The sequence below is a fragment of the Paraburkholderia sp. 35.1 genome, assembly GCF_050436525.1.
GTDB classification, from domain to species: Bacteria; Pseudomonadota; Gammaproteobacteria; order Burkholderiales; family Burkholderiaceae; genus Paraburkholderia; species Paraburkholderia tuberum.
This window is the reverse complement of record NZ_JBNDMJ010000002.1, coordinates 1,226,529-1,247,857: the sequence shown is the minus strand read 5'-3', so window position 1 is coordinate 1,247,857 and position 21,329 is coordinate 1,226,529. Positions and strand designations below refer to the sequence as shown.

22 protein-coding genes and 1 pseudogene are annotated in these 21,329 nt (G+C 65.6%); 8 read left to right on the top strand and 15 right to left on the bottom strand.

What is annotated here, in order from left to right; translation table 11 throughout:
- Positions 1-89 precede the first annotated feature (89 nt).
- The 5 genes from OKW27_RS11725 to OKW27_RS11705 all read right to left on the bottom strand — a co-directional run bounded on the left by OKW27_RS11725 (position 90) and on the right by OKW27_RS11705 (position 4,741).
- Positions 90-1,382, bottom strand: coding sequence for an NAD(P)/FAD-dependent oxidoreductase (locus OKW27_RS11725; RefSeq protein WP_429333550.1), 1,293 nt, complete (start codon positions 1,380-1,382; stop codon positions 90-92).
- Positions 1,379-1,654, bottom strand: a complete 276-nt coding sequence (locus tag OKW27_RS11720) for a 2Fe-2S iron-sulfur cluster-binding protein (protein ID WP_090806929.1) — start codon at positions 1,652-1,654, stop codon at positions 1,379-1,381. The genes OKW27_RS11725 and OKW27_RS11720 overlap by 4 nt, the downstream gene beginning before the upstream one ends.
- Positions 1,641-2,798, bottom strand: a complete 1,158-nt coding sequence (locus OKW27_RS11715) for an NAD(P)/FAD-dependent oxidoreductase (protein WP_429333549.1) — start codon at positions 2,796-2,798, stop codon at positions 1,641-1,643. Before OKW27_RS11715 ends, OKW27_RS11720 begins: the two co-directional genes overlap by 14 nt.
- Positions 2,795-3,751 carry a 4-hydroxyproline epimerase gene (locus tag OKW27_RS11710; protein ID WP_187611235.1) on the bottom strand — a complete coding sequence of 319 codons (957 nt, stop codon included), beginning with the start codon at positions 3,749-3,751 and terminating at the stop codon, positions 2,795-2,797. Before OKW27_RS11710 ends, OKW27_RS11715 begins: the two co-directional genes overlap by 4 nt.
- Positions 3,752-4,033: 282 nt before the next feature.
- Positions 4,034-4,741 carry a response regulator transcription factor gene (locus OKW27_RS11705; RefSeq protein WP_429334587.1) on the bottom strand — a complete coding sequence of 236 codons (708 nt, stop codon included), beginning with the start codon at positions 4,739-4,741 and terminating at the stop codon, positions 4,034-4,036.
- A gap of 293 nt (positions 4,742-5,034) precedes the next feature.
- Here OKW27_RS11705 and OKW27_RS11700 point away from each other — a divergent pair, with 293 nt between their 5' ends.
- Both OKW27_RS11700 and OKW27_RS11695 read left to right on the top strand, forming a co-directional pair.
- On the top strand, positions 5,035-6,336 hold the full coding sequence (locus OKW27_RS11700) for an MFS transporter (protein ID WP_176078860.1): 1,302 nt from the start codon (positions 5,035-5,037) through the stop codon (positions 6,334-6,336).
- A 67-nt stretch (positions 6,337-6,403) separates the two neighbouring features.
- Positions 6,404-7,858: an MFS transporter gene (locus OKW27_RS11695; RefSeq protein WP_429333548.1), complete on the top strand. Its 1,455-nt coding sequence runs from the start codon at positions 6,404-6,406 to the stop codon at positions 7,856-7,858.
- A gap of 20 nt (positions 7,859-7,878) precedes the next feature.
- On the opposite strand, the gene OKW27_RS11690 is transcribed toward OKW27_RS11695, so the two are convergent.
- The 6 genes from OKW27_RS11690 to OKW27_RS11665 form a co-directional block, all read right to left on the bottom strand.
- A complete protein-coding gene (locus OKW27_RS11690; RefSeq protein WP_429334586.1) occupies positions 7,879-8,151 on the bottom strand; it encodes a hypothetical protein in 273 nt (90 codons plus the stop codon).
- 94 nt (positions 8,152-8,245) lie between these two features.
- Positions 8,246-8,680 (bottom strand): DoxX family protein, encoded by a 435-nt coding sequence (locus OKW27_RS11685; protein WP_429333547.1) that lies wholly within the window; start codon positions 8,678-8,680, stop codon positions 8,246-8,248.
- 103 nt (positions 8,681-8,783) lie between these two features.
- Entirely contained in the window at positions 8,784-9,191 is a 408-nt protein-coding gene (locus OKW27_RS11680) for a VOC family protein (protein ID WP_090806942.1), read from the bottom strand.
- A gap of 36 nt (positions 9,192-9,227) precedes the next feature.
- Positions 9,228-9,692, bottom strand: a complete 465-nt coding sequence (locus OKW27_RS11675; RefSeq protein ID WP_429333546.1) for an RbsD/FucU family protein — start codon at positions 9,690-9,692, stop codon at positions 9,228-9,230.
- Between the two features lie 79 nt (positions 9,693-9,771).
- Entirely contained in the window at positions 9,772-10,053 is a 282-nt protein-coding gene (locus OKW27_RS11670; RefSeq protein WP_090806947.1) for a hypothetical protein, read from the bottom strand.
- A gap of 22 nt (positions 10,054-10,075) precedes the next feature.
- Positions 10,076-10,444: a nuclear transport factor 2 family protein gene (locus tag OKW27_RS11665; RefSeq protein ID WP_176379337.1), complete on the bottom strand. Its 369-nt coding sequence runs from the start codon at positions 10,442-10,444 to the stop codon at positions 10,076-10,078.
- 285 nt (positions 10,445-10,729) lie between these two features.
- On the opposite strand from OKW27_RS11665, the gene OKW27_RS11660 reads away from it, so the two are divergent.
- The 6 genes from OKW27_RS11660 to flhC all read left to right on the top strand — a co-directional run bounded on the left by OKW27_RS11660 (position 10,730) and on the right by flhC (position 14,579).
- Positions 10,730-11,119, top strand: a complete 390-nt coding sequence (locus tag OKW27_RS11660; protein WP_429333545.1) for a type II toxin-antitoxin system RelE/ParE family toxin — start codon at positions 10,730-10,732, stop codon at positions 11,117-11,119.
- Positions 11,116-11,418, top strand: a complete 303-nt coding sequence (locus OKW27_RS11655; RefSeq protein ID WP_090807042.1) for an addiction module antidote protein — start codon at positions 11,116-11,118, stop codon at positions 11,416-11,418. The genes OKW27_RS11660 and OKW27_RS11655 overlap by 4 nt, the downstream gene beginning before the upstream one ends.
- 88 nt (positions 11,419-11,506) lie before the next feature.
- Positions 11,507-12,355, top strand: coding sequence for a helix-turn-helix domain-containing protein (locus OKW27_RS11650; protein ID WP_429333544.1), 849 nt, complete (start codon positions 11,507-11,509; stop codon positions 12,353-12,355).
- Positions 12,356-12,396: 41 nt separating this feature from the next.
- A complete protein-coding gene (locus OKW27_RS11645; RefSeq protein WP_090807044.1) occupies positions 12,397-12,933 on the top strand; it encodes a GNAT family N-acetyltransferase in 537 nt (178 codons plus the stop codon).
- 741 nt (positions 12,934-13,674) lie between these two features.
- Positions 13,675-13,995: a flagellar transcriptional regulator FlhD gene (gene flhD, locus OKW27_RS11640; protein WP_090807045.1), complete on the top strand. Its 321-nt coding sequence runs from the start codon at positions 13,675-13,677 to the stop codon at positions 13,993-13,995.
- A 14-nt stretch (positions 13,996-14,009) separates the two neighbouring features.
- Entirely contained in the window at positions 14,010-14,579 is a 570-nt protein-coding gene (gene flhC / locus OKW27_RS11635) for a flagellar transcriptional regulator FlhC (protein WP_018423439.1), read from the top strand.
- Between the two features lie 139 nt (positions 14,580-14,718).
- Here flhC and OKW27_RS11630 read toward each other — a convergent pair.
- The 4 genes and pseudogenes from OKW27_RS11630 to OKW27_RS11615 form a co-directional block, all read right to left on the bottom strand.
- Positions 14,719-15,150, bottom strand: a pseudogene (locus OKW27_RS11630) (divalent metal cation transporter); the annotation flags it as partial.
- 10 nt (positions 15,151-15,160) lie between these two features.
- The gene (locus OKW27_RS11625; RefSeq protein WP_429333543.1) at positions 15,161-16,840 is read right to left on the bottom strand and encodes an efflux transporter outer membrane subunit; all 1,680 of its coding nucleotides are present in this window, start codon (positions 16,838-16,840) and stop codon (positions 15,161-15,163) included.
- 13 nt (positions 16,841-16,853) lie between these two features.
- Positions 16,854-20,039, bottom strand: a complete 3,186-nt coding sequence (locus OKW27_RS11620; RefSeq protein WP_429333542.1) for an efflux RND transporter permease subunit — start codon at positions 20,037-20,039, stop codon at positions 16,854-16,856.
- A 43-nt stretch (positions 20,040-20,082) separates the two neighbouring features.
- Positions 20,083-21,303 carry an efflux RND transporter periplasmic adaptor subunit gene (locus OKW27_RS11615; RefSeq protein ID WP_184054203.1) on the bottom strand — a complete coding sequence of 407 codons (1,221 nt, stop codon included), beginning with the start codon at positions 21,301-21,303 and terminating at the stop codon, positions 20,083-20,085.
- Between the last annotated feature and the right edge of the window lie 26 nt (positions 21,304-21,329).

Here is a 21,329-nt window from a genome sequence, read left to right as displayed (position 1 = left end):
GCCGGGCAGCCTGCTCGTGCGGTTGATTGCGGTCGATTATAGAGCCGCGCGTCGCCCGCCAATATCTACCGAGGGTAAGCGCGAAGCCGTCATGGCGCCGCAGTCGGCGGTTCGGCGGCGCTCATCAGCGTGCCGATTTGCGCCGGACTGAACGGCGGACGCGCCGCGGCGGCCGGCCAGCCGAAGTACAGGCTCGCGGCCGCACCGCAGATGCGCCCCTGGCAAGGGCCCATACCGCAGCGCGTCTGCAGTTTCGCGTCACGCCAGTCGGCGCAGCGGCGCACCTCGCCGACGCTCACGTCCTCGCAACGGCACAACAGCGTCGCGTCGGCGGGCGGCGTGCGCGCGGCCTCGCCCAATGCGAACGACGCCGCGACGCGCGCGCCAAAGCCCCGCCAGCGAGCGCGTTGCGCGACGAGCGCCGCCAGCGCGGCGCGTTGCGTGCTCGCCGCGCCGCTCGCCACGAGACCGGCGATCTCGCCTTCCGCGCCAGCGAGCTCAGCGCCGCCGACGCCCGTGCACTCGCCCGCTGCATAAACGCGTTCGAGCGAGGTGCGCTGTCCGTCGTCGATGACGATTTCGCCCGCGTCGTTGATCGCGCAGCCGAGCGCCTGGGCCAGCGTGACGTTCGGCAGCAGTCCGAAGCCGCACGCGACGCGGTCGCAATCGAGCGTCACCTCGCGTTCACCGCGCCGGATCGTCACCTGTTGCACGCGCTGCGCGCCACGGGCTTCGCTCACGATGCTGCCGGTCCAGTAGCGCAGTCCCGCGAAGCCGCGCGTGAGGCTGATCGCCTGACGCAGCTTCGCGGGCTCGCGCAGCAGCGACACGCCGAAACGCGCGACCTCGGCCGCCGATGCCTGCTCGACCACCGCGATCACGCGCGCGCCGGCCTCTCGCGCGGTGGCGAGCGCGGCCATCAGCAGGGGGCCGCTGCCGGCGATCACGATCCGTTCGTCGCGCACCGGCATGCCGCCTTTGATCAGCGCCTGCAATGCGCCCGCGCCGGTCACGCCGGGCAAGGTCCAGCCGGGAAACGGCAGAAGACGCTCGCGCGCGCCGGTCGCAAGAATCAGTCTGTCATAGGTGATCGACACGCCGCCGTGTTCGGCGGATTCGAGCAGCAAGCCTTGCGCGCCGAGCGGCGCGATCACGCGCGTCGATGGCCAGTAAGTGAAGTTTTGCTGCGATTGCAACGCCGCGAGCAACGCATGCAACGCTGTTTGAGGCGGATAGGCGGGCCCCTGGCGCCAGACCTGGCCGCCGGCGCGCGGATTATCATCGATCTGCGCGACAGTCGCGCCCGCCTGCGCCGCCGCTCGCGCGGCATTGAGCCCGGCCGGACCACCGCCGATCACCACGATGTCGAAGTGCTGCGTCATGCGTGTACTGTCCCGTTTCGTGTCTGCACGCGCTGGCCGTCGCGGCATAGCGTCTGGCACGCGAGCGCGTGCGCGCGACCGTCGATCGCGACGCGGCACTCCTGGCACACGCCCATCCCGCACAAGGCTTCGCGCGGCTCGCCCTTGACCGACAGCCGCGAGCCGCGCACACCCGCGATCGCGAGCGCCGCGGCTATGGTCGTGCCGGGTTTCACTTCGATGCTGCGGCCGTCGACGGTCAAACGGATGCGGGCCGCGTCAGTGTCGGTCATGAGCCACCTGCTCTGCAAAACGCATCGGTAGATAAGGTTCGCACGGAATCGGCGCGGCATGGCCCGCGATCTGCGCCGCGAGTAGTTTCGCGGTCGCGAGCGAGGTCGTCACGCCAAGCCCTTCGTGGCCGACCGCGAGCCATAGGCGGTACGCGGAGCCAGAGCAGACGTCGGGCGCGAACTCGCCGGCCGGTCCGATCAGCGGCAGGCCGTCCGGCGACGCGGCGCGAAACCCCGTCCACGCGCGGATGCCGCTGAGCGCCGGCAACCGCGGCAGATACTGCGCGGCGCGTTGCAGCATCCGGGCGAGCACCGGCATTTCGACGGCGGGATCGGTTGTTTCGAACTGGCGCGACGAGCCGATCAGCAGTTGCCCGGTCGGACGCGGCTGTGCGTTGAACGCGACCGACGTGCCGGTCGCGTGATGCGCGCTCTTGATATAGCCAAGTTCGAGCAGTTGATGACGGATCAGCCCCGGGTAGCGGTCGGTGATCAGCAGATGGCCTTTCTTCGGCAGCAACGGCAGCCACGGCAACAATTGCGCCGCCCCGAGGCCGTTCGCGACGACCACGTGCGCCGCGCTGGTGCGCTCGCCGCATGCCAGGGTCACGCCACCCGCACCGACCGACGCGACCGGCGCTCCAGGTCGCACGCTGATATTCGCCGCATGCGGCGACTGCGTGAGCAGCCATTCGGCGGCGGTCGGCGCATACACGATGCTGTCGTGCTCGATGCGCAAGCCGCCCGCCATCGACGGTGCGAGCGCCGGTTCGCAGGCGCGCAGTTCGGCCGAGTCCAGCAATTGCGCGGCGACGCCTTGGCTCTCAAACGCCGCCTGCATTGCGCGGGCGGCTTGCCGTTCTTCGTCGTCGGCTGCGACCCACAGCGTGCCGCAGCGCGCGAACGCGTCGCGCGCGCGCAGCTGCGGCGCGAGCTCGAGCCATAGCTCGCGCGAATAGCGGCTCAGTGCGAATTCGGCGGGCGAGTCGTTCATCACGACGATATGGCCCATGCCGGCCGCCGTCGCGCCGCCGCCGATGCGCTGCGCATCGAGCACCTCGACGCGCATGCCGAGCGCGGCCAGTTCCGCCGCGCACGCGGCACCGACGATACCCGCTCCGATGATCAGCGCGTCCGGGCTCATGCGGTCCGGATACCCCACGCGAACGGATCGCGCTCGTCGAAACACAGACACCCTTCGGCCATGATGTGCGCGTGACCGGTGATGGTCGGAATCACGTGGACGCCGTCGCCCGCCGTGCGATAGCTCGCCTCGAACACGCTGCCGATGATGCTCTCCTGGCGCCACACCGCGCCTTCGGCGAGCTTGCCGTCGGCCGCGAGACACGCGACCTTCGCGCTCGTGCCGGTGCCGCACGGCGAGCGGTCGTACGCATTGCCGGGACACAGCACGAAGCTGCGGCTGTCGAGGCCCTCGCGCGAGCCCGGTCCGAACAGCTCGATATGGTCGATCAGCGCGCCGTTCGCGCCGGTGATGTTCTGTGCGATCAGCGCGTCGCGAATCGCCGAGCTGAAAGCCGTCAGGCTCGCGATGTTCGCGGCTTCGAGCTCGTGCCCATGCTCGGCGACGAGGAAAAACCAGTTGCCGCCCCAGCCGATGTCGCCGGTTAGTGCGCCATAGCCTGGCACGTCGACCTGCACCGCCTTGCGGTGGCGATACGCGGGCACGTTGCGCACCGCGACGCCGCCGTCTTCGTTCAGCGTCGCCTCGACCATGCCGACCGGCGTTTCGATGCGGTGTCGTCCCGGCCCGATCCGCCCCATGTGCGCGAGCGACACGACGAGCCCGATGGTGCCGTGCCCGCACATGCCGAGATAGCCGACGTTGTTGAAGAAGATCACGCCGGCCGCGCAAGTCGGATCGTCGGGCTCGCAGAGCAACGCGCCGACCACCACGTCCGAGCCCCGCGGTTCGGTGACGATGCCGGCGCGCCAGTCGTCGAAGCGGGTGCGGAACACCTCGAGCCGTTGCGCGAGCGTGCCGCCGCCCAGATCCGGGCCACCCGACACCACGAGGCGGGTGGGCTCACCGCCGGTGTGCGAGTCGATGATGTTGAGGGTTTTCATGTCGCCCATGGTAGGAATCGCGGGCCGGCGGGTCTTGGTGCGCGTACGCGCGGATTGAGACGATTTCGGCATAGCGGCGCGATGCGTGAGCCGCCGCGCGCGCGGCGCGCGAAACGTCCCGCTATTCGGTATCGGCGTCGACGACCCTCGGCGCAAACACGGCAACCCGGCTAACCGATACGGACACGTAAGGAGAATGAACACCGCTGGCGAGCGCGACGGGCTGCAACGCGGATTTCAGCATATACCTGGCCCTGGCGACCTCAGGCCGTACGCGCCCACTGCCAATCTTCACTCCCTGAGCACATGGTCGTGAAGCTGCAGCAACCGGTAGCCGCTTCTGTATACCGGCTGCAGCCGGAAACCATTGTGCGGCTCGATCGCGAGCAGCAGACGCAGCCGTGACACGTGACTGTCGATGGTCCGCGTGCACTCGCGCAGTTCGCGGCCCCACACCGTCGCGAAGATATGGTCGCGCGACATCACGCGATCGACGTTGGAAAAGAACAGCGCCGCGATCCGGTACTGGGTGGGCGACAGCGGCACCGGCTCGCCGCGCAGCGTGACCGCCCGGCCGATCGTGTCGAAGCAATAGGGGCCGATCTCGAAACAGGTCGCGGCGCTGAAACGCTCCGGATACGCGCGCCGCAGAAGCGCCGCGACTCGCGCGCGAAACTCGGCGTCACGCAGCGGCAACGCGAGGTAATCGTCGGCACCGCCGGCGAGCGCGCGCACCATGCTTTCCTCCGAGCCGTCGTCCGACACGAAGATGATCGGCACGTGCTCGCCTGCCACGCGGCGCACCGAGCGCAACAGCTCCGCGCCGGCGGGCCGCATATCCTGCCAGTCGAGCACCAGCAGATCCATCGTGGAGCGCACGAGCGACCTCGACAACGCAACGCCGTCGTCATAGGCCGCGCAGAAATGGCCGGCTCTCACCAGACTTGATTCAATGGACTGACGCATGACTGGGTCACGCTGAAGAACTGCAATGCGCATGGGATAGACTCTCGACAAGGACATGCAGACCATTCTCCGAGCCGCACCCCGGTCCCTCCCTTCGGAGCATTCCGATTTTCCGCCGCTTTTTTCGCCCAACTGGGCGCTTCCGCAGGACTTCCGCTTTCATCCTGTAAAATCCGCGCCGGCCTCCGTCGTCAGCGCGCCCGCCCTATCAGGACGGCGCGCCCGTGTCCCGTGCTCTACCCAGCGCCTGCCACACTTCTCGCCCGACGACCGCCGTATGTCCACGCGTCTCCCGCGTGGCTCACAATTCATCAAAAGACATGGCAATGCAAGCGACAAATCTGGGTGGAGCGCAGGCTGTCACCCCCCGCCCGCTTGGGCACAGCGATTACAAGACACTCGGTCTCGCCGCGCTCGGCGGAGCCCTCGAGTTCTACGACTTCATCATCTTCGTTTTCTTCGCGCCGGCGATCGGCCAGCTGTTCTTCCCGGCGGCGATGCCGGACTGGCTGCGTCAGGTGCAGACCTTCGGCATTTTCGCGGCCGGTTATCTGGCGCGGCCGCTCGGCGGCGTCATCATGGCGCACTTCGGCGACCTGTTCGGCCGCAAGCGCATGTTCACGCTGAGCGTGCTGCTGATGTCGGTGCCGACGCTGCTGATGGGCCTGATGCCCACCTACGCGAGCATCGGCGTGCTCGCGCCGGTGCTGCTATTGCTGTTCCGCGTGATGCAGGGCGCGGCGGTCGGCGGCGAAGTCCCGGGCGCATGGGTGTTCGTCGCAGAGCATGTGCCCGGGCGGCACGTCGGCTATGCGTGCGGCACGCTGACGGCCGGCCTCACGGCGGGCATTCTGCTCGGCTCGCTGATTGCGTCGGCGGTCAATCGCCATTTCACGCCGGCCGATATTTCCGAATATGCGTGGCGTGTTCCGTTCCTGATCGGCGGCGTGTTCGGTATGTTCTCGGTCTATCTGCGCCGCTGGTTGCACGAGACGCCGGTGTTCGCCGAACTGAAGCAACGCAAGGCGATCGCCGCGGAAGTGCCGCTGAAGGCCGTGCTGCGCGATCACGGCCGCGCGGTGATCGTGTCGATGCTGCTCACCTGGATGCTGTCGGCGGCGATCGTCGTCGTGATCCTGATGACGCCGACGCTGCTGCAAAAGCAATTTCACATCGAGCCGGCCACCGCGCTGCTCGCGAACTGTGTCGCGACGCTGTGCCTGACGATCGGCTGCGTGGTGGCGGGTTCGATCGCCGGACGCATCGGCGCGGGTCGCACGATTTTCGTCGGCGGTGTTGCGCTTGCGATCACGTACTACGTGATGTTTCGCCAGTTGGCCGTCGATACGTCCCTGCTCGTGCCGCTGTATGCACTGGCCGGACTTTTCGTCGGCGTGATCGGCGCGATTCCACTCGTGATGGTCCGCGGATTCCCGCCGGTGGTGCGCTTCTCGGGCATCTCGTTCTCGTACAACGTCGCGTATGCGGTCTTCGGCGGTCTGACGCCGATCGCCGTATCGCTGATGATGAAGTCGAACCCGCTGGCCGCGCCGCTGTACGTCGCGGCGATCTGCGTGCTGGGCGCGCTGACCGCGCTGTTCATCAAGGATGCGCCGCGGGCGCGCTGATCCGGCGACATCCATACTTCACGCCACGCCGAAACGTGGCGCGCTGCATCGGGCTTACGATGCAGTCATGAACTCATCCACACCCTCCTTTTCGCCCGCCCTCGGTCGCGTTCTCGCGACCGTCAGCGTCGGCTTCGTGGTCACGCAACTCGACGTGACCATCGTCAACATCGCGTTGCCACGAATCGGCGCGGACCTGCACGCGAACGTCGCGGGCCTGCAATGGGTCGTCGATGCGTACACGCTCGCGTTTGCGGTGCTGATGCTGTCGGCCGGCGCGCTCGGCGACCGCTTCGGCGCGCGGCGCATGTATGCGTGCGGAATCGTGCTGTTCGCGCTCGCGTCGCTGGCCTGCGGGCTCGCGCTCGACGCCCCGATGCTGATCGCCGCACGCGCGGTGCAGGGCATCGGCGCGGCCGCGATGCTGCCGAATTCGCTCGCGCTGCTCAATCAGTCGTTCGGCCACGAACCGAAGCTGCGGGCACGCGCGGTCGGCCTGTGGACCGCCTCCGGCGCGATTTCGATCGCGGCCGGGCCGGTGGCTGGCGGTCTGCTGATCGCGGCGTTCGGCTGGCGCAGCATCTTTCTCGTCAACCTACCAATCTGCGCGGCCGGCCTGCTCGCGACACTGCTGTGGATTCCGCGTCCGCAAACCTCGCAACGCGGCGTGCCGGCCGCCGCTCGCGGCAACACCGGCGCGACGCCACGCGGCATCGATCTCGGCGGCCAGTGTCTCGCGATCGTCGCGCTAACCGCGTTCGTCGCCGCGGTGATCGAATGGCGGCCGCTCGGGCTCGCGCATCCGCTGGTCGCCGGCGGCTTCGTGCTGGCGCTGCTGGCGGCGGGTGCGTTCGTGTTCGTCGAAGCGCGCGTCGCGCGCCCGATGCTGTCGCTGTTCGGCACGCGCACGTTCAGCGCGGCAGTGCTGTTCGGCATCTGCGTGAATCTGACGTATTACGGCATGGTGTTCGTGCTGAGCCTTTACCTGCAGCGCGTGCGCGGCTACACGCCGTTGCAGGCGGGCCTCGCGTTCCTGCCGCTGACGGGCGGCTTCCTGATCTCGAACGTCGCGAGCGGCTGGGTGATCGGCCGCCTGGGAGTGCGCGTGCCGATGATCCTCGGCGCGATCACGGCCGGTCTCGGCTATGGTCTGCTGCATCTCGTCGACGCCGAAACGCCGCTGATTGGCCTGCTGCTGCCGTTTTTGCTGATTCCGTCGGGTATGGGACTCGCGGTGCCGGCGATGACCACGGCGGTGCTCGCATCGACCGAAGCGCGGCGCGCGGGCACGGCGTCGGCGGTATTGAACACGGCGCGCCAGGCCGGCGGCGCGGTGGGTGTGGCGGCCTTCGGCGCGCTCGCGGGCGGTGCGGCCGCGACGCAGATCGTGCCGGGGATGCAAGCGGCGACGGCTATTTCGGTGGGACTGCTGGTGCTGGGTCTCGTGCTCGCGTGTTTCGTGCATCCGGAGCCGCACGCGGCGGCATCGTCTGCGCGCGGCGCGAGCGCCGCGAGTAAGTAAGCGGTGTGTAATGCAGGCGCCTACAGCGACGCCTCCTGAATCGTGCCGGTAGCGATTGCGCGCTCGATCAGGCCTTCGTTGCGCGCTTTGGCGATCGCATCCGCGAGCAGCTTTTCCGGGTCCTCGATGTCCGCCTTCAGCGTGCCGATGAATCCGGACGCATCCAGAACCACCAGCGTCTTCGCCGACTCGGCGAGGCTGATGATCACACGATGCGACGTCGGCCCTTCGCCGAGACTCGCGCACAGTTGCGTGGGCTTGCCGCCGATCATTTGCTCGAAGTTCTGAATCATCATCTGCTCCCATGATTGGCGCGGATTGGAAATCCTGCCGTGTAGCAGGATGCGGGCCGCGCCGACTGCGCGCGCTCACGCTTTGCAGCCCGCTTTACAGGCCGCCGAGTCCGCCGCGCGGCGCGCGCGCGTTGTCGATGCTCAGACGCCCCGCGCCGGTAACGAACAGCAGCAGGAAACCGCCCGCGATTCCGATGTTCTTCCAGAAATGAATCACCATGTCGTGCTGCAACGCAGGGTCGGTGATATTCCAGAAGTCGTGGCCGAGCACCGCCGTCGCGACCGTATACGCCGCCATGATCAGCGCGAGCGGCCGTACCTTGAAGCCGACCACGAGCAGCAGGCCGCCGAGCACCTCGATCGCGGTTGCGATCGGCGCGGCGATCTGCACGAACGGCACACCTTTCGAATGCAGGTAGCCGACGAAGCCCGCATAGCCCAGCAGTTTCATCACCCCGCTCCACAGGAACAGCACGGAAAGCGCAAGACGGGCGATGAAAATAATGCCGAAATCGACGGGACGCGACATGGGGGGACTCCTGTAATGAATAAGCAGCAGACCCGAATGGACGGGCTCAGTTCCCCGCCTCGCCCCTGAGCATATGAGCAATGGCCGCGATTTCCAAGCCCGCTCAAGCTGACGGATACGTGGCGACCTCGATCAGGTTGCCGTCCGGGTCGCGGCAATACACCGAGGTCATCTTGCCGCGCGCGCCGTCGCGCTCCACCGGCCCCGCCTCGATAGCGACGCCTTGCGCAAGCCAGTGCGCCTTGACGTCGTCCGGGCTTGCGGTGGTCACGAAGCACAGGTCCGCCGTGCCCGGCACCGCCTCGCGCGACGTGAACCAGGCGACGGTATCGGCCGACGCGGGACGCAGATTGATCTTCTGATTGCCGTAGTTCATCGCCACGCGCGTGCCGGTGCGCGACGCGAACTCGGTGCGTCGCATGCCGAGCATCCGCGCGTACCACGCCGCGCTCACTTCGACGTCGGCGACGTTCAGAACGAGATGATCGAGACTGGCTAGCTGGAAGCTCATGGGTTTGTCGTGATGAATCGAGAAAGGTGGTAGCGACTATACGCGTGGCGCGTCCGGCGCGAGCAACACGCCCTTCGTGAATACGAAGCAGCCGTAGCCGCGCTCCTCGCCCGTCGCGATCACACAGTATGCCTCGCGCGCACGCTCGTAAAACGCGAACCGCTCGATCGACACGAAGGGCACCTCGCGCCCCTCGCCCGCGTTGACCTCGGCTTGCGCTTCGCGCTGCACCGCGGGAATCGTGTGCGGCTCGCCAACCACTTCCATGCGCGACGCGGGATGCTCGATAAAGGTGTCGAGTGGCAGCACCGACAACACCGCGCGGATCGCGCGCGGCGAACTGACGCCGTCGAGACGCAGCGGCTTGCCGAGCACGGTATCGCGCGCGACGGCGTCGGCCGGGAAGTTGGCGTCGCAGATCACGAGCTCGTCGCCGTGGCCCATCGAGCGCAGCGCGTGCAGGATATCGGCGTTCAGTAGCGGGTCCAGATTTTTCAGCACGGGGTCTCCAGGTCGTTCGGTTGGGAACATGCTGAGGGGTGAGGTCGTGAGCTTTGCGCAAGACGATGCGTGTCACGCTTCATCCGCACGACGATCGATTGTAGCAAGCGCGCCGGACGTCTTGCGGCGCTGCGCTCGCACCGCATTGCCAGCGCAGCCATCCGACCAGAGCGAGCAGCACGAGCCCCGCGCCGCCGAGCACCGGCTCGCGCCAACCGAGCAGTGCGATGAACATGAACGCCCGCGCGCCGCCGAGCAGCGCGAAACCGGCGATCGCGCTCGATAACGCATCGAGCGCGGCCGCGACGCGCAGCAACGCGAGATGGACTTGTGCGGGCTTGGCAGCGGCGGGCTCATGCATGATCGTCTCCGTGAAAGACGCCTCAGGCGGCGCCGGGGGTTTCGTCGAGAAAACCGGTGACCGCTTGCAGACGCCCATGCGCGTCCACCACGCCGAAGTCCGAGCCCTTCACGATCGCCTCGCCCGCGGGGGTCGTCAGTGCCCACGAGAAGCGCAGGCGATTCGCGAAGCCGTCGACGTCGGTCGTACGGCGAAACGTGTGATGCGGAAAACGCTCATGCACCGCGCGGATCATGGCGTCGATGCCATCGTGGCCCGCGCCCGCCAGCAGCGGGTCGCGATAGTCGGCATCGGCGCTCCACGTTGCCGCGATCAACTCGCGACGACGCGCGCCGTCGGTCTCGTTCCAGGTATCGAAATAACGGTCGATCAAATCGGTATGCGCATTCATCTCAAACTCCTCGATTGACAGGACTGAGCACTTCGCGCGGCATACGCATCGCATGCGGCGGGCTCGGAATGAAGATTGACGGCTCGCGTGCATTGCGTCGATTACGTGAGAGGTAATCAAGCGGATGCAGCCTTCGCTGTCACGCAGCGCTTTTCACTGTTTTTCTCGCCAAATAGGTCATTCGGCCGAGTCGTCAAAAAACCTTCGCACCGCTAACCTCAAGTGACTCATCGAAGCCCGCCGACGACATCGCGAGGCGGGCAATGCAATGAACAGGAGGGCCGCTTGGACCGCTTTATCGAGACGCTTTTCGCGCTTGCACGACCGTATCCCCGGAGATACAATCATCCGCAGATCGAAACACCGCGCGTGTACACGATCAACCGCACCGAAGAGTTCGACCGTTGGCTTCACGGCCTCACCGACCTCAAGGCGAAGGCGCAAATTCTCGTGCGGATCCGCCGCGCGGAACGCGGGCTTTTCGGCGACGCGAAGTTGCTGGAAAACGGCGTGTTCGAGATGCGCATCGATTGCGGGCCGGGTTACCGGGTCTACTACGCGCGCGAGGAACGCATGATGTATCTGCTGCTCTGCGGGGGTAACAAGTCCACGCAGCAGGCGGATATCAGGCATGCCGGAGCAATGTGGACAACCATCAGAAAGGAACGGTCATGAGCAAGATCAAAACGGCACGCTTCGATGCATCGAAGTACCTCGACAACGACGAAATGGTCGCGGCCTATCTGAACGCCGCCCTCGACGAAGGCGACTCCGATCTGCTGCTCGCCGCCATCGCGGATATCGCCAAGGCACGCGGCATCACGAAGATCGCCGCGGCAGCGGGCCTGGGCCGCGAAAGCCTCTACAAGACACTCGCGCCCGGCTCCAAGCCACGCATGGACACGGTCCTCAAACTGGCGAGTGCGATCGGCGTCAAATTCACCGCCGTGCCGTTGCGCCTGGCTCCCGCCTGAGCCGGGCACGCGTCTCGTTGACTGAAATTGGCGGGGCATTACCTCTCAGGTAATCGATTGCTTGCACGCTTTGACTATGATCGGTGGCATGAACACACTCTCTATTGCACAAGCGGCTCCATCATCCGCGCCGATCGGCACTCGGGCGGTCGGCGAACTTCTCCGCGAATGGCGTCAGCGGCGGCGCATGAGTCAGTTGCTGCTCGCCACGGAGGCTGACGTTTCGACCCGCCATCTGAGCTTTGTCGAATCGGGGCGCGCGCTACCGAGCCGGGAAATGGTCATGCATCTCGCCGAGCGCCTCGACGTGCCGTTGCGCGCGCGCAATGCTCTGCTCGTCGCGGCCGGTTACGCGCCGCTGTTTCGCGAACGTGCCCTCTCCGACCCGCAGCTCGCCGCCGCGCGCGAAGCCGTCGAACTGGTGCTCAAAGGACATGAGCCCTACCCGGCCCTCGCGATCGACCGGCACTGGACCATCGTCGCGACCAACAATGCGATTGCGCCGTTGTTGAGCGGCGCGAGTCCCGAACTGTTGAAGCCACCGGTCAACGCACTGCGCCTGAGTCTGCATCCGCAAGGCATTGCGGCGTCGATCGTCAACTGGCATGCGTGGCGCGAGCATGTGCTGGGCCGCCTGCAACGGCAGATCGACGTCAGCGGCGACGACACGCTGAGCGCACTGCGCGACGAACTGGCCGGCTACCCCGCGCCGCCGGACGCAGACGCCTCGACGCTGGACGATGCAGTCCTCAACCAGATCGCCGTGCCATTGCGGCTGCGTACGCCGCTTGGCGTGCTGTCGTTTTTCAGCACCACCACGGTGTTCGGCACGCCCGTGGACGTTACGCTGTCGGAACTCGCCATCGAGGCGTTCTTTCCGGCGGATCAGCAAACCGCGTCGGCGCTGCGCGAATTTGCCGAACACCAGCGCGGCTAGCCGCTCGCGTACCTCCACTCCACTCGCCACGAATAAGTGAGATGTCCGTCAACGCCGACACCCTGTTGATCCGCCAACTCGGACCCGCCGACCGGGACGCCTATTTCCAGCTTCGTCTGCGCGGGCTGAAGGCGCACCCCGCTTCGTTCGGACAAAGCCACGACGAAGCGCTGGCGAAAGGCGCCGGGCAGCATGACGCGACACTGCAGGGCTCGGAGACGGAAGGTACGTTTCTGCTTGGCGCGTATGCGTCGGCCGACGCTCCGCTGATCGGCGTCGTCGGTCTGCTGCGTAATAAAGCCCACAAGGAGCGGCACAAGGCGAACGTGGTCGGCATGTATGTCGCACAGGAAGCGGCTGGTCGTGGGGTCGGGCGCGCGCTGCTCGGCGAGTTGCTGACGCGCGCGGCGCGCGTCGACGGTTTGCGACAGGTGCAGCTAACCGTGGGTAGCCGCAACGACGTGGCGCGCAGGCTGTATGAATCGCTCGGCTTTCGCAAATATGGGTGCGAAGTCGGCGCCTTGAACGTCGACGGGGTGTTCCATGACGAGGATCTGATGGCGCGATTCCTCGCGTAGCGCCCCCGGGAATCATTGACGACGCCTCCTTGCGGCCATTCCCGGCCCCTCGTCAACGTTGTAATGTCGTCCTATCGCACCGACATCGTGTCAGACAGCCTGCACGGCACTGGCTTCTCGCAGCCTCCGTCCGCAACGTGATCGGTACGCGTCTGCGACCGCTGTTCGGTCTCGGGGTCGAACGCGTGCGACAGACCGGCTGCCCTTCCTCATCGAGCCGTTACAAATCCGGCCCTCGTTTGCGTAGTTTGTAACGGGGGACGCTTCATACGGTTACAGGCTCCATCCGCCCCTCACGCGCCGCCCAGCACGAGTATTTATTACCGTATATTCCATCGCTATCTGTTCCTTTCTAATCCAAAACAAGTTTACCGATCGCCGCGCGGTGCGGACGCACGCCTCTGACAATCGCGCAGACTTCCCATCCAGCAAGGGTTTTCATGGATTAGAAGCCAGTGTCAAAAGGCTATAAATTCACTTGGCATCATTCATTACAATGGCGTGAAAAACTTACCGAAAAATGATGTAGTTTTTTGAGATATTTTTTTGAGAAGGGTTGATTTCTGGTTTTAGCCTTCATACAATTCGTCCGAGCTGTTACGAAATGTAACGTCTTGTATCAAATGTTCGCTGTCTGTAGCAGATAGCAACATATAGCCGGAGGCCACGTTGCCGGCGAGGCAGAAAAGACATAACGGCGCAAAGCCGACATAGTAATTCGGGGCTTCGGAAACAGACATAATGGACCGTAGCAGCGAGACGCTGGATTCAATCCGCGAGATCAACTTGTCTTACATCATGCTCGCGCAACGCATGTTGCGCGAGGACAAACCGGTCGGAATGTTCCGGCTGGGACTGTCGTCGGAACTGGCTGACTTGCTTGCCGGGCTGTCGCTCGCGCAAATCGTCAAGCTGGCCGCTTCCGACCAACTTTTGTGCTTCTTCCGCTTCAACGACCACGCGATGCTGTCGGCGTTGACCCAAACGACGAAGCACACCGCAATTGCACCGACCCACACGGCGATCCTGCTTGCAGGCCAGCCCGCCGAGCAATTTGCCTGATCGAGGGGACTGCAATGCTCAAGCGAAGCCTGACCGAAGATGCACAGGAAGTATTTCGCGCGATCGCACTGATCGAGCTCGGCGCCCGCATGCAGGTGCTCGAGAGCGAGTTGACGCTGTCGCGCGACCGTATGATCCGCCTGTATCGCGAGGTCAAGGGCGTATCGCCGCCCAAGGGCATGCTGCCGTTCTCGGCGGACTGGTACATGACGTGGCTCGCGAACATTCACGCGTCGCTGTTCTACAACACGTACCTGTTCCTCAAGAACGAAGCGCGCTGCTCGCATCTGGATGCGCTGACCAAGGGCTATCGGCTGTATCTCGAACACTGTCAGCACAGCGAAACCGAGCCGGTGCTCGATCTGACGCGCGCGTGGACGCTCGTGCGTTTCTTCGACGCCGACATCCTGCAGTTGACCAGATGCTGCCGCTGTACCGGCAAGTTCGTCGCGCACAAGCACGACCTGCAGCACAACGTCGTGTGCGGCGCCTGCCAGCCGCCGTCGCGTGCCGGCAAGACGAAGAAGGCAGCAGCCGCGCGCCGGGAAGCGCTCGATGCGGCGCAGGTTGCGCAGGCCGCTTGACCGATCGATTCGCCGTCGCGAGACGCGCTCGACCCGATTCGAACCGAAGCTCACATGATTCCGCGCAGCGATTGAACTGCGCGGATTTTTTTCGCCTTCGCGCCGGGCAAACCGGCGTGCCGAATACCGGTCGTTCAGATCAACCGGCCAGCCCCACCGTCTGGGCAACGAGCCACAGATTCGCCGCACTGATCGCAACAAACAGCGTCCACACGAGCAGGCGCGTCGGCAGCGTGTTGGCGAATTCGCCCATCAGCGATCGGTCGCTCGTCATGCGGATCAGCAGATACAGCGCGAACGGCAGTTGCAGGCTCAGCACGACCTGACTCGCGACGAGCAGTTGGCCAACCGCGCCATTGCCGAGCATCCGCACACCGATCAGCGCCGGGATCACGAGCGATGCAATCGTGTCGATGCGTGACATGCCGATCGCCGAGCGGATGCTGGCCGGATCGCGCTTCACCGTGCGGGTCTGCACGATCGACGAGTGCAGATACAGGTTATGCGGCATCACCGTCGCGCCGAGAATGCCAAGCGTCGTTGATGAGGTCGATGAAGCGCTTGCCAACAGGCTCAGGAATTCAGCGCTTCGCCACCTGCTGCTGCGCTGAAACCGATGCGGCTCCGGCCGCAGAGCCGGAAGCCGCAGCCAGCGAAGCCGCCGCGCCGCCGGAAGCACCAACCGGCACCGGCGCCGCCCCCACCGCCGTATCCCCCGCCGTCACATCACCCCAACCGCCACCGAGCGCGCGAATCAGATTCACGGTCGCGACCGCCTGCGTGCCCGCCAGATGGCTCGCCTGCAATTGCGACTGCAGCACCTGCCGCTCGCCATCGATCACGTCGAGATAGCTGACCGCGCCCTCCGTGTACTGCGTGCGCGACAGATGCGCCGCGCGCTGCGACGCATCGACCGCGTCGTTCTGCTCGCGCATCTGATCGTCGAGCAAGCGCAGATCGGCAAGATTGTCCTCGACTTCACGGAACGCCACGAGCACCTGCTGGCGATATTGCGCGACGTCCTCGTCGTACTTCGAACGGGCCTGCGCGAGATTGGCCTTGCGGCGGCCGCCGTCGAAGATCGGCACCGTCAGCGCGGTACCCGCGAACGGACCGAGGATGAACGCGCGGCTCGACCACATGAACAGATCGCCGAGCGTCGCCGATTCAAAGCCGAACGCGCCCGTGATGTCGAGCTTCGGGAAGAACGCCGACTTCGCGAGCCCGACGCGCGCATTCGCTGCCTGCATCGCGCGTTCGGCTGCCGCGATGTCCGGCCTGCGTTCGAGCAGCGCCGACGGCAAACCCGGCGGCACGCGCACCGCCACCCGCGCGAGCGGTTGTTCCGCGAACGAGAAATCCGCGGGCGGCTTGCCGAGCAGAATCGCGAGGCTATGCTCCGAGGCCGCCCGTTGCCGCGCGACGCCGACCGCATCGGCACGCGCGCTCGCGAGCTCGTTACGCGAGCGCGACAGATCCAGCTCGCTGATATCGCCTTCCTTGAAGCGCCGCTCGACGAGCTTCAGCGTGTCCTCGCGCAACGCGACGGTGCGGCGATACAGATCCTGGTCGGTGTCGAGCTCGCGCAACTGGAAGTAGTTCTGCGCGACGTCGGCCTGCAACGACAGTTGCACCGAGCGAAACAGCGCTTCGCTCTGCTGTTCGTCCGAGCGCGACGCGTTCACGTTCGAGCTGACCCGCCCGAACAGATCCGCCTCATACGACGCGCCGACCTGCGCGCGCCAGATCGTGCCCGTCGTGCCGCCCGCGCTGTCCGGCAGGAATTGCGACGCCGCCGACGCACGCTCCCGGGTCGGGCCGAAGCCCGCGTCGAGCTTCGGGAACCAGTCGGACTTCGCCGCCTGCGTGACCGCACGCGCCTGCTGCACGCGCGCGGCTGCGGCCTTCAGGTCCTGGTTCGCGGCGGCGGCCTGCTCTTCGAGCGCGTCGAGCTGCGGGTCGCCGAAAACCTTCCACCATTCGCCACGCAGGGCGTCGTCGGCGGGCTGGGCCGGCTTCCACGTACCGGTGTTTTGCGCCGACGCGGCCGAACCAGCCGCCACGCTTGACGCCGCCGCAGCCGACGTCGCCATCGCGGGCGCTTCCTTGAACGCCGCCGGCGTATCGACGTCGGGCCGCTTGTACGTCGGCTCGACCGAACAAGCGGCCAGCAGCGCGATCAGCAAACCGCTCGCGGCCGCGCGGCCCCATCCGCGCAAAGATACAAAGCGAGATTCAAAGCGAGATTCAAAGCGTTTCATTGTTGTTTTCTCCTCAGGCGTCCGTAACGGGCGCGCCGTAGCGCGGCGCATCCTTCTGCGCGACGCGAATCGTCCCGCCCGCGAGCGAACGCAGCACCACATAGAACACCGGCGTCAGCATCAGGCCGAACAGCGTGACGCCGAGCATGCCGAAGAACACCGCGACGCCCATCGCGTGACGCATCTCCGAGCCCGCGCCGCTCGACAACACCAGCGGCACCACGCCCATGATGAAGGCGATCGACGTCATCAGAATCGGCCGCAGACGCAGACGGCTCGCTTCGATCGCGGCCTGCAGCGGACTGCGTCCGTCGTGTTCGAGCTCACGCGCAAACTCGACGATCAGGATCGCGTTCTTCGCGGACAAGCCCACCAGTACCATCAAACCGATCTGCGTGAAGATGTTGTTGTCGCCACCGGTGAGCCACACGCCGGTCAGCGCGGACAGCACGCTCATCGGCACGATCAGGATCACGGCGAGCGGCAGCGTCAGGCTTTCGTACAGCGCGGCGAGCACGAGGAACACGAGCAGCACGCTGATCGGGAACACCCACATGCCCGCATTGCCGGCGAGGATCTGCTGATACGTGAGGTCGGTCCACTCGAGCTTCACGCCGCGCGGCAGCACCTCGGCGGCCACGCGTTCGGCCGCGGCCTGCGCCTGTCCCGACGAAAAGCCGGGCGCTGGGCCGCCGTTGATGTCGGCCGCCGTGTAGCCGTTGTAGCGCACCACCATCTCGGGTCCGTAGGTCGGCGTCACCGTGACGAGCGACGACAACGGCACCATCTCGCCCGCCGCGTTGCGCGTCTTCAGTTGCAGGATGTCGTCGGCGCGTTGACGGAACGGCGCATCCGCCTGCACGCGCACCTGATACACGCGACCGAAGCGGTTGAAGTCGTTCACGTACAGCGAGCCCAGATAGATCTGCATCGTGTCGAACACGTCCGTGATCGGCACGCCGAGCTGCTTCGCCTTCACGCGATCGAGATCGACGTTCAGTTGCGGCACATTGATCTGATAGCTGGAGAAGGTCGGCCCAAGTTCGGGCGTTTGCGCCGCGCGCTTCACGAATGCTTCGGCAGCCTTGTTGAGTTCCGCGTAACCGAGCGCGCCGTGATCTTCGAGCTGCATCTTGAAGCCGCCGAGCGTGCCGAGCCCCAGCACCGGCGGCGGCGGGAACACCGCGACGAACGAGTCCTTGATCGCGCCGTACTGCTGGTTCAGCGCACCGGCAATCGCGCCTGCCGAGAGCTTCTTGTTGCCGCGCTCCTTGAACGGCTTCAGCGTGACGAACACGATGCCCGCGCTCGAACTATTCGTGAAGCCATTCACCGACAGACCAGGGAAGGCCACCGCGCTTTCCACGCCCGGCTGCTTCAGCGCGATCGCGCTCATATCGCGGATCACCCTCTCCGTGCGATCGAGCGAGGCACCGTTCGGCAACTGCGCGAACGCGATCAGATACTCCTTGTCCTGCGCGGGCACGAAGCCGCCCGGCACGACCCGCGCCATCAACACGGTTGCACCGACGAGGATCGCGTACACCGCGAGCATCGCGCCCTTGCGGCGCAGCACGCCGCTCACCCCGCGGCCATACGCTTCCGAACCGCGATGAAAGACCTTGTTGAAACGCTTGAAGAAGCCGCCGAGCACACGATTCATCACACGCGTCAGCCAGTCTTCCTTCTCGCCATGGCTGCGCAGCAGCAGCGCGGACAACGCCGGCGACAGCGTCAGCGAATTGAACGCCGAGATCACCGTCGAGATCGCAATGGTCATCGCGAACTGCTTGTAGAACTGGCCCGTGAGACCCGTCATGAACGCGAGCGGCACGAACACGGCGACGAGCGTCAGCGCAATCGCGATGATCGGCCCGCTCACTTCGCGCATCGCCTTGTAGGTCGCATCGCGCGCACTGAGCCCGCTTTCGATGTTGCGCTCGACGTTCTCCACCACGACGATCGCATCGTCGACCACGATACCGATCGCGAGCACCATGCCGAACAGCGACAACGCGTTGATCGAGAAGCCGAACGCAAGCAGCAGCGAGAACGTACCGACGATCGACACCGGCACCGCGATCAACGGAATGATCGACGCGCGCCACGTCTGCAGGAACACGATCACGACGATCACGACCAGCGCGATCGCTTCGAGCAGCGTATGGATCACCGCCTCGATACTCGAACGCACGAACTGCGTCGGGTCGTAGACGATCCGGTATTCGACGCCGGCCGGCATGTCTTCGGCGAGTTCCTTCATCGCCGCGCGCACCTGCTCTGAAATCGCGAGCGAGTTCGCACCCGGCGCCTGGTTGATCGCGAGCGCAACCGCGGGCTTGTTGTCGAGCAGCGAACGCAGGCCATATTCCGACGCCGCGAGCTCGATCCGGGCGATATCGCGCAGATAGGTCACGCCGCCGTCGGGCGCGGTCTTCACGATGATGTCGCCGAATTCGCCCTCGGTCTTCAAACGGCCGCGCGCATTCACCGACAACTGCAACTGCGTGCCCGGCACCGACGGCGACGCACCGATCACACCGGCCGCGACCTGGATGTTCTGCTCGCGGATCGCGTTGACGACTTCGGTCGCCGTGAGACCGCGCTGCGCGACTTTCTGCGGATCGAGCCAGATACGCATTGCGTAATCGCCCGAGCCCCACAGCTGCACTTCGCCGACGCCCTGAATCCGCGCGAGCCGATCCTTCACGTTGAGCAGCGCGTAATTGCGCAGATACGTCATGTCGTAGCGATCGTTCGGCGAGATCAGGTGCACGACCATCGTCAGCGTCGGCGAACTCTTGATCGTCGTCACGCCGAGCCGCTGCACGTCTTCCGGCAGACGCGGCAGCGCCTGATTGACGCGGTTCTGCACGAGCTGCGTCGCGAGGTCGGGATTGGTGCCGAGCTTGAACGTGACGGTCAGCGTCAGATTGCCGTCGCTATTCGCCTGCGACTGCATGTACAACATGTTCTCGACACCATTGATCTGCTCTTCGAGCGGCGCGGCGACCGCCTCGGCGATCACCTTCGGATTCGCGCCCGGATACTGCGCGTGCACCACCACCGAAGGCGGCACCACTTCCGGATACTCGGAAATGGGCAGCTTGAACAGCGAGATGATGCCCCCGAGCAGGATCAATACCGATAGCACGCCTGCGAAGATCGGGCGATCGATGAAGAATTTGGATATGTTCATTGGAAGCTCTTAACGTTGGAGCATGCGCGTTGGAGCATGCGGCTCACGAATTGCCTTTCGCGCCGGCCTCGGCCTTGGCACGCGACTGCGCGAGCGCTGCGCTGTTCGGGTCGTCGTCGGTCGTCATCGGCACCATGTGCGCTCGGACCGTATCGCCGGGACGCACACGCTGAACGCCGTTGACGACGATCCGATCGCCCGGCTTCAAACCGTCCTTGACGACGCGCAGATTGCCTTGCATCGAACCCGTCGTGATCCCGCGATAAACGACGTGGTTGCCCTGATCGACGACCAGCACGAACTTCTTGTCCTGGTCGGTGCCGACCGCAGCATCGTCGATCAACAGCGCCGGATGCGGTGCGCTGCCCCCCACCTTGAGGCGCGCGTAGAGGCCCGGAATCAGCGCGCCGTCCGCGTTGTCGAACTTCGCGCGCACGCGGATCGTGCCCGACGACGTGTCGAGCCGGTTGTCGACCGACTCGATCGTGCCGCTGCGCGAGTAGCCGGATTCATCGGCGAGACCGAGTTCGACCGGCACCTTGCTGCCGTCCTTCGCGCGGCTCAGGTATTGCAGGTAGGTCTGCTCGTCCGCGTCGAACGACGCGTAGATCGGCGACACCGACACGAGCGTCGTCAGCGGCACCGAACTGGCGCCCGCCGACACCACGTTGCCGACCGTGATCTCCGCGCGCGACACGCGGCCCGACACCGGCGCGACGATCTTCGTGTAGCCGAGATTGATGCGCGCGGTTTCCAGCGCGGCTTGCGCGGCCTTCAGGTTCGCGCTCGCCTCGCGCGCGGCGTTCTGCTTCTCGTCGTAGTCGCGTTTGGCGATCGCGTTGTCGACGATCAGCCGTTGCGCGCGTTCCCAGTCGCTTTGCGTGTAGCCGGTGCGTGCCTGCGCGGCCGCGAGCTGCGCTTGCGCGCGATCGACTTCGGCCGCGTACGGACGCGGATCGATCACGAACAGCGTGTCGCCCTGCTTCACGAGCGCGCCGTCCTTGAAGTTCACTGACACGATCGTGCCCGGCACCTGCGAACGCACGTCCACTTTCTGCACGGCTTCGAGACGGCCCGAATAAGACTGCCAGTCGGTGATCGTCTTCTGCACGACGGTCGCCACGTCCACTTCCGGCACGATGGTGGGGGCGGCCGGCGAGCTCGCATCGACACGAATCGCGCCAAACGTGCCAAGCCCCGCAAGGACGACGACGACCACGGCGGCTAACGCCACGCGGCGGCGGGAAAGAGGAAGGATAGTCATGTGTAGCTCCCGGTATCGTTGATTGA